The organism is Gordonia oleivorans, from assembly GCF_040044975.1.
GTDB lineage: Bacteria > Actinomycetota > Actinomycetes > Mycobacteriales > Mycobacteriaceae > Gordonia > Gordonia oleivorans.
This window is the reverse complement of the sequence record NZ_JBDZDI010000011.1, coordinates 83,605-96,092: the sequence shown is the minus strand read 5'-3', so window position 1 is coordinate 96,092 and position 12,488 is coordinate 83,605. Positions and strand designations below refer to the sequence as shown.

10 protein-coding genes and 3 pseudogenes are annotated in these 12,488 nt (G+C 60.8%); 9 read left to right on the top strand and 4 right to left on the bottom strand.

The annotated features are described in order from the left end of the window. The first annotated feature begins 50 nt into the window (after positions 1 to 50). Entirely contained in the window at positions 51 to 794 is a 744-nt protein-coding gene (locus tag ABLE92_RS16280) for a TetR/AcrR family transcriptional regulator (protein ID WP_348805815.1), read from the top strand. Between the two features lie 111 nt (positions 795 to 905). Here the strand turns inward: ABLE92_RS16280 and ABLE92_RS26190 are convergent. Then, positions 906 to 1,122: pseudogene (locus ABLE92_RS26190) on the bottom strand (TetR family transcriptional regulator); the annotation flags it as partial. A 61-nt stretch (positions 1,123 to 1,183) separates the two neighbouring features. Here ABLE92_RS26190 and ABLE92_RS16270 point away from each other — a divergent pair. Then, a pseudogene (locus tag ABLE92_RS16270) lies at positions 1,184 to 1,349 on the top strand (PaaI family thioesterase); the annotation flags it as partial. A 428-nt stretch (positions 1,350 to 1,777) separates the two neighbouring features. Here the strand turns inward: ABLE92_RS16270 and ABLE92_RS16265 are convergent. Together ABLE92_RS16265 and ABLE92_RS16260 are read right to left on the bottom strand one after the other, a co-directional pair. Continuing rightward, on the bottom strand, positions 1,778 to 2,842 hold the full coding sequence (locus tag ABLE92_RS16265) for a BtrH N-terminal domain-containing protein (protein ID WP_009678370.1): 1,065 nt from the start codon (positions 2,840 to 2,842) through the stop codon (positions 1,778 to 1,780). Between the two features lie 251 nt (positions 2,843 to 3,093). Continuing rightward, positions 3,094 to 3,627, bottom strand: a pseudogene (locus ABLE92_RS16260) (oxidoreductase C-terminal domain-containing protein); the annotation flags it as partial. Positions 3,628 to 4,307: 680 nt separating this feature from the next. Here ABLE92_RS16260 and ABLE92_RS16255 point away from each other — a divergent pair. Then, on the top strand, positions 4,308 to 5,339 hold the full coding sequence (locus ABLE92_RS16255; protein WP_348805814.1) for a tyrosine-type recombinase/integrase: 1,032 nt from the start codon (positions 4,308 to 4,310) through the stop codon (positions 5,337 to 5,339). Between the two features lie 585 nt (positions 5,340 to 5,924). Beyond that, entirely contained in the window at positions 5,925 to 6,476 is a 552-nt protein-coding gene (locus tag ABLE92_RS16250; protein WP_348805813.1) for a hypothetical protein, read from the top strand. Positions 6,477 to 6,504: 28 nt separating this feature from the next. Here ABLE92_RS16250 and ABLE92_RS16245 read toward each other — a convergent pair whose 3' ends face one another. Further along, a complete protein-coding gene (locus ABLE92_RS16245) occupies positions 6,505 to 6,825 on the bottom strand; it encodes a hypothetical protein (protein WP_348805812.1) in 321 nt (106 codons plus the stop codon). A 562-nt stretch (positions 6,826 to 7,387) separates the two neighbouring features. Between ABLE92_RS16245 and ABLE92_RS16240 the strand changes: the two genes are divergently transcribed. From ABLE92_RS16240 to ABLE92_RS16220, 5 genes are all read left to right on the top strand, one after another. Beyond that, on the top strand, positions 7,388 to 8,059 hold the full coding sequence (locus ABLE92_RS16240) for a TnsA-like heteromeric transposase endonuclease subunit (RefSeq protein ID WP_348805811.1): 672 nt from the start codon (positions 7,388 to 7,390) through the stop codon (positions 8,057 to 8,059). Further along, positions 8,056 to 10,086: a TnsB C-terminal domain-containing protein gene (locus ABLE92_RS16235; RefSeq protein WP_348805810.1), complete on the top strand. Its 2,031-nt coding sequence runs from the start codon at positions 8,056 to 8,058 to the stop codon at positions 10,084 to 10,086. The genes ABLE92_RS16240 and ABLE92_RS16235 overlap by 4 nt, the downstream gene beginning before the upstream one ends. Positions 10,087 to 10,089: 3 nt before the next feature. Beyond that, on the top strand, positions 10,090 to 11,100 hold the full coding sequence (locus ABLE92_RS16230) for a TniB family NTP-binding protein (protein ID WP_348805809.1): 1,011 nt from the start codon (positions 10,090 to 10,092) through the stop codon (positions 11,098 to 11,100). Beyond that, entirely contained in the window at positions 11,097 to 12,029 is a 933-nt protein-coding gene (locus ABLE92_RS16225) for a hypothetical protein (RefSeq protein WP_348805808.1), read from the top strand. Before ABLE92_RS16230 ends, ABLE92_RS16225 begins: the two co-directional genes overlap by 4 nt. Positions 12,030 to 12,288: 259 nt before the next feature. Further along, on the top strand, positions 12,289 to 12,480 hold the full coding sequence (locus ABLE92_RS16220) for a helix-turn-helix domain-containing protein (RefSeq protein WP_348805807.1): 192 nt from the start codon (positions 12,289 to 12,291) through the stop codon (positions 12,478 to 12,480). The last annotated feature ends 8 nt before the right edge of the window (positions 12,481 to 12,488 follow it).

Here is a 12,488-nt window from a genome sequence, read left to right as displayed (position 1 = left end):
TGAGCTGATGATCGCTTGGGGGAGGGACTTCCGGTATTGTTACTCCTAGAATGTCAGTCGTCCGCCGAGTTTCCTCCGCGCCATCTCAGGTGCAGCGCCGGGTGATGGATGCCCGTAGCACTCGTTGGGATGAACACCGAGTCGCGGTACGCGCACAGCCGGTCGACGCGGCCATCCGGATCATCGAACGCTATGGCGCAAGCGTCAGCATGGACGACATCGCTGCGGAGGCAGGCGTATCTAAGCCGAAGCTGTACCGCTACTTCGGCGACAAAGCGGGCTTGAACGGGGCGGTGGCGGCGAAGCTCGGGGCGTTGATGTGGGAGTCGGCGCAAGTCACAATTTTTGCCGAGCAAGAACATGCTTCGGTCGACGACATGGTTCGCTCGTCTATCCAGTCGTACGTCGCGCTCGTCGGGCAACATCCCGTGGTCGTCAGATTTCTCATGGCGAATCATTTGTTTGAGTACTCCGGATCGGGAAGCGGCGGAGTTGCGGAGCAATTGAGGTCGGTGATGGAGGTCATCGCCGGTCGGTTTACTGAATCTCTGCAGCGTATTCATGCAGATACCTCGATTATTCCCATGGCCGTGGCGTCCATTCTGGGTTCTGGTCTATCTGCGACGCAGTGGTGGACCGACGGCGGTCGTGAGCAAGGGGTGGACGACAAGTTCTTCGCCGCACACCTGTTGGAAACGACGTGGGGAATCATCGATGGCGCGGGCGCGACCATAGGCGTCGCCTTCTCACGTGGTCTGCCATTCAGTCATCCCGGGTTCGCGTCCCGCCGCTAAGTGGACTGACCATGTTTGGCAGCGAGCCATTCGCCGAACTTGTTTTGCCAGTGGCGGCGCGATTCGACCGATTCTTTGCGTTGCGGTCGGGTTGATCGTGCGTTCCGGTTGAGGGGTGTGTGTGCGTTGGTGGGCGGCGAGGAAGTCGTCAACGATGTGCGCGCAGTCGTGCCGGTCGATGTTTCGTAGCCCGGTTCTTCGTGCGAAATACCAGCGGTCCGAGAAGTTGGCACATTGCGAGTTCGATGTCGAAGTCGTCTAGTTCCTCGCGGGCATGAGAGCTTTGCAGAATGGCTTCAAATGGTTGGCGGTACTGGTCGATTACCCGCTGCTCAGCCGACAAGCTTCCCTCTTTGCCGCAGCGCCCCTGCATGTCACGACTCTCGGCGATGGCGCACGGCGGCGCGATCGCCGCGGCGTGGGACGACCTGCCGGGCTCACCTTGTGGTTGCTGCAACCCCGGCTGTCACCCGCCGCCTCACAGTCGAGTACCTGTTGCCGGTCCCGCTGCGCCGCCCGCACCGCATCAGCGGCCCGCCGCGCGGGAGAGCTGGCGCACTCGGGCGGTCTCGGTGGAGGGACATCGACAACCGATTCCCCTGCTCGAGCAGCCACAGCGACAGGATGGCCGAGGCCTTTGCTGTTCTCCACCGCCCATATGTTCAGGCAGCCTGCCGGCCCACTCGAGTTCACTGATCGAAGCGAACCTGGTGATGGTCCTGATCATGGCGTCGGTGTCGGTTCGTTGCTCGGCGTCGTTGTCCTGGTCGAACTACTCACATCAGTTCGATGAGCTGGTCGCGCAGCGACCCCGTCGAGTGTGCCGGCGGGATGCGTCCATGGTGTATTTGTCACTAGCGTTCTCTTTTGAGAGATATATCAAAGTTCCACCGCAACAAAACGTGTTCCCCGTGTAACGCCGTTCTCTACAACAACTTCGTCTTACATAATGGGCTCCTGATCTTATTTCCACGAGACGACGGTTAGTGGTCTGCAGTCGCCAACGAGCTGGACGCAAGTTCCAAAGCCTCGACAAGATCAGTCTCCTCCTTTGGCAGTCGACCGGCGGCCTCGGCCACCGCATCTAGGCGAGCTCGCACATCAGCACCGCGCTGGATCCCGGCGCGCGCGGTCTCGGTCCAGGCCCGCGCACAGCAGTCGGCGGCTTGCGCCAGGTCTGCTGTGGCGAGGTCGCCAGTCAGTCTTGCGACCTCAGCGCACCCCTCGGCGAGTAAGCGTCGGAACAACCCGCCGCCGGTGCCTGCCTTCTCGATGAACGCGCCGAGGCCGAACAGTAAGATTTCAAGTTCGTCATCTGGAAGGTCGGCCCAGGCGTGGACGTCGGCGGCCAGCGCTGCCGCAGCGGCCAAGCCCTCGGCACCGCTGGCTGCGGTGAGATCGGCGATGCTTGCCCCCGATGCCTGACGCAAGTTGTCAGCAGACTGCCGAAACGCTGCCGCTGCAGTGTCGCCGATAGTGGGGAGCTCGCTCGGCCAGGTAATGCGATACGTGCAGTGGCGCGTCGGCTGTGGGAACGACGTCGAAGACCTGGCCCGAGCCAGCGAGTGGAAGGGGACCGCCTGCACCTCGGCCCGGTCGTTGTCTACGACGAACGCTACGCCCGCGTCCTCGTCGTAGCCGATTACGACGATGTCGTGGCGGCTCATCTGCATCTGGACCCTCAGATACGGTAGCTCGGCGATGTCGCCCCACACCAGGCTTGGTCGACCGGAGTCGATTTCGTCGCGTACCCACGACCATCCCTCCTCTGGATCATCGGTGGTGAGGACCTGGACCTGCCCGCCGAGCCGGCGGGGTAGGTCGACTTCGAAGTCGGCACCTCGTCCCACCAGATACAGCGGTGGAACGAGGGCATTCGATCGAAGATAGGACAACCCCAAGGCGCCCCCGAGGGTAAATACGAGCCCTTCGCTGGGCGGTCCGTCCCACCCGAGATCGTGCCAGTGCAGCAGATCTCGCATCGCGCCTGAACCACAGTGGCCCCCGATCTGATGGGGGTAACCCTGGATGTAGGTCTTGCGGAGCATATGCCGTCCTTTCCGAGTCGCGGGGCGTTGGTGTCGAAGACCAGTCAATTGCCAGGATGCGTTCCAGGTTGGGGCATGCATAGCCCATGGGTCGATGTCGAGCTCGGCGGGAAAGGCCGATTCGCGAGCCAGGCTATCGAAGCCGCGACTTTTCGTCAGTGGACGCGCCGAATGAGGTTTGGACCTGTTCGTCCTTTCGAATTGCGTATCGCTCGCCGACTCACATCGATCGCCCTCAAGGCAGAGTCGCCTCACACTGCACCGGCGGGTGACAGTTCGGCGCGGCCGATGGGGAGCTGCTGGGTGATGACCCGCTTACTGAACATGAAATCGCGGGGACGATTGATGCAGTCCGCCGCAATCAGCTCCGCACTGCGTAGGTAGTAGCAGGTGAAGTCGCAGTCACGGGTCGGGTTTCCACTGAGGACGACTTCGTCGTATCCAGTGTTGAGCCCGGCGATCTGGAGCTTGAGATCGTATTGATCCGACCAGAACCAGGGGAGCGCCTTTATCTCCTTAGGCTTTCCGCAGATGGTCGCGGCAGCGACCTTGGCCCACTCGGCGGCGCTCGGCACGGACTCCAGGCGAATGCGACGTCCGTAGCGGGCCATGTCGTGGCTGGCGCAATCCCCGGCGGCCACGACGTCGGGATCACTGGTCCAAGCGTGGCCGTCGATGACGACGCCATGTCAACGGCAAGGTCTGCGGCGGCGAGGTCGAAGGTCTGCGGCGGCGGCGAGGTCGACGTTGGGCTCCACGCCGATTCCGATAATGAGGAGGAACGCATTCGAGATGCACGCCGCCTGAGAATGCAGCCACGTCGAACGATGGCTGTAGACAACGCCAGGGTCGTGACACTCGAGCACCAGCTCGCTAATCCGACAGGCCATCAGGCGCTTCCTACCCTTCTACTGGAACTCAACCGACCAGCCTCAGGAGCAGACTCCCAGCAAGTGAATCGGTCGGAATCGTATCGAGCGAGACTGCGCGGTAGCGAGCGCTTTTCGCTATACCAGCGGGTTGTCAAGCTACCACTTGACATAAGATATCTTATCGGCGTTATTACCTATCGAGTTCGAAAACAGATGAATACTCGATGTGAACGGTCACCGATGTCCGATCCGGAACTAGCTGACAGTAATCCAGGAAAACGTGGCAGCTGTCCGACAGTAGCCCAGAATCCGGAAAGACATGAGAGTCCGCCACCGCTGACGGTCTGCCGAGTTGTCGGTGACCCGCTCATCGCTTGTTGGCGGGGCGCGCGCCTCGACTGTCGCCGCGTCTGGGCCGGCATCTCCGGCGCCGGAATGCTGCAAGGAATCTTCCAGTCCTGCGACTTATTTACGTCACTGTGACGGTAGTCAAGACTCGCGCCATCGAGCGTCCCCGCCGGTCCAGGGTCTTCTCCGCCCAAATATCATGAATAATGTCGATTATCCATATATTGTCTGGCAGGGTTGTTCACATGCCTGACGCCCACTCTGCCGAGTCACCGCACGACTACCCCGGCTGGTTCGAGCAGTTCATCGACGACCGCCAGATCCGCAAGCTCTCTCCTCATTCGCTCAAAGCCTATAGGCAAGACTTCGCGGCCATCGCGGCCCTGATCGCTGGGCATGCTGAAGAGTTGGCGATCGATGACATCACCAAGTCGTCCGTAAGAACTGCATTCGCGATGTATGCGCGGGACCATTCGCCAGCCTCGATTCGCCGGTGTTGGTCCACCTGGAATGTCCTGTGTACGTTCCTATTCACTGCTGAATTGCTGGAGTCCAACCCGATGGCACTAGTCGGTCGTCCGAAGCTGCCCAAGACTCTCCCAAAGGCCTTGCCTGAGTCGGCAGTCGAGTCCCTGCTTGGCGCGATAGTCGATCCGGGTATCCAGCGCCGCGTTACCGACTGGCCCGAACGTGACCTGGCGATTGTGCTCACCGGGCTACTGGCCGGGCTGCGCGCTGAGGAACTCCGCGGGTCCGATGTCGGTGACATTCGCACCAACACCGACGGCTCGGGCGTGATCTATGTGCGTGGCAAAGGTGGCAAGCACCGCCATGTGCCAGTCGAGAGCAGCTATCTCGATGCTGTCCGGGTATACCTCCAGACGCGTGCACTGCGTATTCCTCTGCAGCACAAGAAGGTCAACTCCGACCCACTCAGATGGTGGGCAGCTTCCGCTCCGCTATTTGTAGGCCGTGACGGTAAACGCATTAGTCGCGGCACATTGCAGTCGCGGATAGCTCGCGCATTCAAGCTTGCCGGCCCTGATGCGCAACCGATCGCCGGTGCACTGGTGCACGGCCTGCGGCACACTTTCGCCACGGAACTGGCGAACGCCGACGTCAACATCTATACCCTCATGAAGCTCTTGGGTCACGAGTCCATGACGACCTCACAGCGCTACGTCGCCGCGGCAGGTGCCGAATCACGTTCGGCAGCAGCAACAAACCCGCTGTACCGATTCGCTGAGCATGCCGCGGATCGATCAAGTCCTCGATGACGGTGGACCTCACTTGCACCAATACTCGGGAAGGTCTAGGACTTTCGGCACGTCCTGGTCGATCGAGTCGACGCGTTCCAGTGCGCCCACAGCGCTGACCGACAAATACGACAGCGACCGAATGGGATTCAGTGGCCGGTTGGCCCACGGATTGATCCACAGTCGCGGGAGATCAGCATTTGGCCGGTAAGCCTTCAGAGAATGATCAGCGAATAGCACAGCGGAAACGGCCTTCCCAGATCGTGGCGACGTCGGTTTCCAGTAGCCGTTCGGAAAGCGATACGAACGTACGGAGTTCGGGTCGTGGGCCATGTAGGAGACGCCTCGGGAGCCAAAGAGCGCGTCCGTGATGGTGCTGTCGTCGGCCCACGAGGACCATCCGAGGAGCGCGATCACTAGCGGTTGATCAGGACGTCTGCCGTAGCGAGTCCCCTTCTTACGCAGTGCTGCGCGGACCGCTTCGGTCTCGTCTCGGTCAGGTGTTTGGATCGAACTTGACCCAACCCGTCGCCCGCAGTTGCCACGGGCCGTGGGCCTGACCGGCCATGCACTGAGAACGACGCTTGAGTCAGCGAACTCGAACGAATGTTCAGGAACTCGCCGCGAGTTTGTGTCCATGGTCAAGAGAACGTCGGCGTTGAGTCCAGAGAGCCATTCCTCGACGGGACGGGTGATTGCGCGCTTCTTCGGGCGGCGACTGCCGACGTGCAGCTCGTCGAGCGAGAGGAGGAAATCAGTATTGTCAACGGTATTGAGACACTCGTGAATCCAGCTGCTGACGTCGTCGCGTGCGGAGTCGAGGAGTGCCATGCACTCAAGGTGGAAGGCTTGGTCACCGTCGCAAACGAGAAAGTCTGGATGATTGGGGGTGCCAGAAACGTCGGGGTGCACCTCGACGTGATAGCCCAAGCGGCGCAACAGCGTGTACATGTAAAGCTCCCACCAGGCCCCCACGTGCTGGGCGGCATCAGGATCCTGAAATCGCTTGGCGAGGTCCGTGCGGGGCTTTGGGAACTCGCGAAACCACCGATCTATCAGGGTTCGTGTGTTGGTCCAGAGCGGACCTGCTGCGCGATTCAGATGCTCGTAACTGCTTTCCGTTTCGCGACCGGGCCTATCGTCGAGCGTGACTCCTGAGAATAGGCTTTCCGGTTCTGCCGGCTCGTCAATCAATTGAAGCCCGGTCCGAGGGGTACCTTTCCAGCAGCCATCGCAGGTGGGTCTGCAACTTGACGATCTGGCGAGCCTTGGCCTTGCTGACGGAAGAATCCGCAAGCAACTGGTCGACCTGCGCCAGTTCATCGAGCAATTTACGTCTTTGAGTTCCGAATGCGACACGACACTTTGCGCTGCAGAACAGGGGCTTCTGCCCACCGGTGTCCGGGTTGAAGGTGCACGACTCCTGGCATTCAGGATTCATGCATCGAGCTCGGGTCGTGTGCGGTGTGAGTCCGGACAGTTCGTCCAGATCGTAAGCAGCACTCATTGAAGGGTCTCCCAACCAGTCGACGCCACAACTGAAGGGCTACCGCTACCGCGCGTGTCCGCGAGCCTCGTCCGTGGCTCGGTTCTCCGTGCGGAATTCGGTGTGTGTGGTAGCCCATAGACTACCGCCACCAGCTCAAGTAGCTGCTGATCGACAAGGAGGAGGCACGACGCGCAAGCACTTGATCTCGGCACCACTGGACACCACCTGCAGTTTGAAGGTAATCTTCGGGCACGAAGCGCAAGCAGGTTGAGATAGCCTGTTAAGGCTGGTGTCGTCGCGCCAACGGCGACACCAGCCGCGATGACCCCTACCTAGACCGTGGAGGTATCGCTATGCGTAAGCATAGTTGTGCGCGTCAGTCGACGCCACGCCCGCTCAACCTGCACCCTCCAACGCTGCGTCCCGATCCGTCGGTACGGCGTGCGAGTGACCGATTTGATCAGGTCGACGGCCGCTGATGGCAAAGACTCCGTCAAAGCTGCCGACCAACGAGGCATCTTACGATCTGCTGCAGTATCGAGACAGATATACTGGCCGGCTCCAAAGGTGTCGAATCGAGGTGAATGAGGTCCGCGACATTCCCTTCGAGGAGTTCGAGCCTGTTCGCAAATTCCCAGCGTACAAGGGTAAGCGGGCGCACGAGGGAAGCTTCTGGTTTGCGAGCTCGGGTCGACATGTTCGCTTCGAGTCGTACTTCGAGATGATCGCTTTGACGCTGCTCGACTTCACCCACCAGATCGAGAAAGTCAGCTCGAACCCCTTCTGGTTGCTATGGCCGAAAGGGTCCAAACCTGCCCGGCACGCTCCCGACTTCTTTGCTCGACTAGCAGACGGGTCGGTGCTAGTTGTTGACGTGCATCCCCGCAAGTACCTCACAGAACGCATCCAGACGCAGCACTCACGAACTCGCGCTGTGTGCAACTCCGTCGGGTGGACCTACCACGAGTTCACCGAAATCCACGATGCCGTGCAGCACAACATTGCGTTGGTTGCGGCGTACAGCCATAGACGGTTCGCACCCGAGCCGATGGTCCGGGAGACGATCCTCTCTAGGGCACTCCCACCCGAGATCGGCGGCGCACCGCTCGCGTCAATTCTGGCCGCAGTTGGACACGAGTGTGGATTGGACCACATCAGCGCGTTGACCGCATTCCACCACCTCGCATGGCAGCGGGACGTGCACTTCGATCTCGCCGTGCCACTGACGATCGATAGCACGGTTTGGCGTTGATAGACGTCAAGGTCGGCGACGAGATCGGCCTTCGCGGGGATCGTTGGCTGGTGACCTCGTGCGACGGTGTCTCGATTGTCTTGCAGTGCAGTTCTGATGCGACCACGATTGAGCTTGCTACGTCAGAGTTGCTGGCAGATGAATCGCTCATCGCGGCGCGCGCCAATCGGAGCCTTGCCGATGTTCGAATCTTGAATCAGCTCTCCCCTGAACGCCGACGAGACGCCGAGTTCTGGTACGAGCAAATGCATCTGGTCAAGTACGGTTTGACATCGGCCGAGCGCGCTCGATTCGGCGATATCGCGGTGGAAGGCACTGTCGCAGAACGACTAGCGATGCGTCGTGATGACCTGCGCGGCAGAGGGATTGCGGTGTCGATGTCGTCCATGTGGCGGCGATACGGACGCTTCCGCAAGCTTGGGATTGTGGGATGCGCCGATCACCGCGGCTTGCCGGGACATACTCGCGGATCGGGCGTGGACGCGCGTGTCTACGCTTGTCTCGCGAAGCACATGCGACGGTTCGAGAAGAAGTCGACACCGTCGAAGAAGCAAGTAATCGAGTATGCGACCGAGGAACTGGAAGAAGTCGGCGTTACCGTTCCTAAGCGATCGCGAATGTACGAGCTTCTCAAGGAACTTGACCGGGGCGAGCACACTTTTGGCGAGGCATCAACTCGCCGAAGTCTCGCCAACAGCCCTGATCGAGCGTTCGGCAAGATTCGGCAGCTCTACCCCGGGCAAGAGTTGCAACTCGACTCGACTCCGCTCGATGCGCTTGTCCTGACACCAGATGGCCGCACGGAGAGGGCCGACCTGGCGCTGGCCATAGACGTGGCCACCAGAACGATCGCGTCCGCCATCCTTCGGCCCAAGGCAGCATCGAGTGTCGACGCCACTGAGCTGCTGACCAAAGCCATGCGACCAATGCAGATGCATCCCGAGTGGGAAGATGCGATGTCGTGGGCACGTTCCATCCTCCCCCACGACATGCTCCCCGCCGACGTGCTCGCCGAACATGCGGCTGCGCGCCCGATCATCGACATCCGCGGCGTGTTCGTCGACAGGGGGCGAATCTATGTTTCCGAGCACTTTGTTCGGGTTCTGGAGATGCAGGGGATGAACCATCGCATCGCGTCGCCGCGAGATCCCACCAACAAACCCATCGTCGAACGGACACTGAGGACGATCGGCGAAGACTTCGTGCGGTGGATGACAGGCTACAAGGGTCGCGCGATCGTGCACCGCGGGAGTCATCCTGAGGCTGAGCCGCTTTGGCCGCTGACATTGATCCAGCCTCTGCTCGATGAGTGGGTGGTTTCTGTGTACCAGCCTCGATCGCACTCGGGACTCAGCCTAGACGTGGCGCCGGCGATGCCAGTCGCCCCCAACGAGATGTATTCCGGTCTAACGGAATTCATTCCAGGTCGGGTGCGGGCACTTACACGTGATGAGTGGATCTCGCTTCAACCGTGCGACTGGCGAAGGATCAATCGGTACGGCATCAACTTTGAACGTCTGATCTATGACAACGACGGCGCTAGATTTCATGAACTGCGCCGGTCGAAGTCACCCAACCGCCAGCACGACGGCAGATGGGAGATCCGATACGACCCCGGCAACATGATGCGGATATGGCTGCGCGACGAAGAACGTCAGGAGTGGATTGAATGCAAATGGATACGTGCGAAAGACGCTCCGACCCCGTTCGCGCTCGATGTGCTGCGACATGTCGTGAAGCTCATCGGTGACAAACGGCATGAGATCGACGCTCAGGTATTGCGCAAGCTCGTCGACATACACAAACGGCTTGGCGCCGGTCCCCCGACCAATCCAACCCCTCAGGACAAAGACCTCAAGCCGGCTCTGGAGGCTGCTGCTCGGGGACAAACCCGCGCCGCCTTGCGTGCCGTCGATGCTCCGGCGCCGGAGGGAGCGAGCGAGCCTAGCGAGCGCCAGCCCCGCAACAGTGCCGACGTGCCTCCAGTTCAACCACTGTCCGCGGTCCGTACAACCGATAAGTGGTGAAGCATGGCAGTCCCATCGAACAATAAAGAGTGGCGAGACTTCTGCGATTTCGATCCGACTCCGGACGACAAGCGTCCGAGTCTCACGCTCGATGAGATCCAAGGCTTGAGCGATTCGGAGCGGGAGACTTATAACAATCGCCGCATCGCCTACATCTACGAGGAGCGCACGTTTCCGACGCGGGATCTCGTGACCATCGAGAAGACCGCCCGTCGCTTGTTGCGGGCCGCGCAGTCCCCGAGTTCGGTGGCACGGCGCGGGATGAGCGTCTCGGGGCCAGTCCGGACTGGGAAGTCGACGGCTGTGATGAATGCGGGGAAGAGACTCGATACCCGGTTGCGTATCGCGAACAATCGCGTCGGCGACCCCTCGTATGTCCCAGTTGTCTACATATCCATCACGCCCGCAACAACTCCGAACAAGCTCTGGGCAGTGTTCGCGGAGTTCATCGGAGTACGGCAACTCCGCGGGCGCAACTCTGACGGACGCATGTTCGACCTCATTGCACTGCTGCGTGATCTTGGCGTGCGATTCGTCATCATCGACGACGTGCAGCGGTTGAACACAGATCGCGTCGCAGGCGCCGAAGTGGCCGACAGCGTCAAGACATTCGCGGAATTCCTCGATGCCACAATGATTTACGCGGGAGTCTCCCTCAAGAGCGCACCACTCTTTACTGGCGAAGCTGGCAAACAGTGGCGGGCGCGCACGGTTCCGATCGACATGCATCCCTTCACACGGCGCACGGACGACGCCGTTCGGGAGTGGCGGGAGCTGATCGCCTCTTTCGAGCGCTATCTTCCGCTCCCCCTTCACATACCGGGCTCGTTGGTCGATGAGTTCGACTACCTGTTCAATCGGACCGGCGGATCGATCGCCTCGTTGCACGACCTAATCTGTGACACAGCGGCCGAAGCGATCGACTCTGGCGAGGAAAAGGTCACTGTTGACCTCCTCGAGACGATCGCAGTTGATGCCTACGCCAAGGATCAGAACGGGGCAGACTCGGCGTGACCGCACACGACGCCTCCAAGCTGGCACCACTCCCCTTCCGCGTCCGGCCACTGCAAAGTGAGACCACCAAGTCGTTCCGAGAGCGGATCGCCACGCGCAACCACATCTCGGCTTCGGCATGGCCGTTGAATTCTCGCGGGTCCGAGCTGAAATTCGTCCTCGCGCGCCTTGCTTTGATCAGCCCAGTGGCACTGGTTACCGCGCTACCCGAGCTTCGAAGTGCGTTAGACATCGCTGAGTATCCGCATCTCGCAGGTATGGTCGCGGCGAGCGCGCCGATCAGACCGGCATGCCAACTTTGCGTCGCGGCAAGGGACGCTCAGGCCGTCGGCGCGACCGTCTTCGCGAGCCACGAACAGGTGATCTGCTACCGGCACAGCCGGTGGACCGGAGGCGGGACGCTGCGTTGTTCAGCCAACGACCAGTTCTCGGTCTCATCGGTGCCCGCGGTGCCTTCCGCCAACGTTCGTCACCGTCGACTCATCGTCCGATTCGGACGCGGCGCTGTCCACACGATCTTTCACGACGCTGTCTCTGCCATGCTCTACTGGCACGACTGGTCGGTGTTCGCCCGCGATCCCGGCATCTCCCATCGGCGTCGAGCTCTCGGCTTACCGCCTGACATCCATGGCCACAATCCACGGGACATCGCCGCGTGGTACCCGAACGCTGTCGCCATGACTGAGCTGGTGCTGCGTCAGATCCTTGCGATCAGAGCTACGAGCGCCCCCGATCCCGATCTACTGGCCGCTGGGCTTGAGGAGTTCGAGGACAGCGTCATCGATGGGCTACGTCCGTCTGGGGCGAACAATCCATTTATCGCAGCCCGGAGACAAACAAGCTTTCCTGCCGTCGGGGAGATCGAGAACACCGACACCACTGAAGCAGCGCAACAAGCGGACGATGGCGTCCATACCCTGCCCCGATAGGCGCCCGCGCGGCGGAAAAGGTGTTCGACGAGGTCGTCGAGCACGATGGGCGACTCTCGACGCGCCGATGGGATTGGCGGTTGACCCGGGAGCACACCGCATTCGTAGAGGTGCTGTGCACGACATTGACTCACATCATCTGAGTAGTAGCCAGGAGTCCACCGATACCAGCGAGTCGATGCATCTGAGCCGCTACTATTCCGGATAATCTCGTCTAAACCCGACTAGAACAGCTAACAATCGGAGGTGGCAGCCCACGATGCCTGAACCATGGTTGTCGGCGGACGCGATCGCAACTCACTTGGGCGTCACGAAGGACACGGTCTACTCGTGGATCTCCGAGAAGGGTATGCCGGCGCACAAGGTCGGCCGTCTGTGGAAGTTTCAGGCAACCGAAGTCGACGACTGGGTCCGGGGTGGCGGCGCTGCCGTGTCCGACGAGGCGGGCTAGCTAGCGCC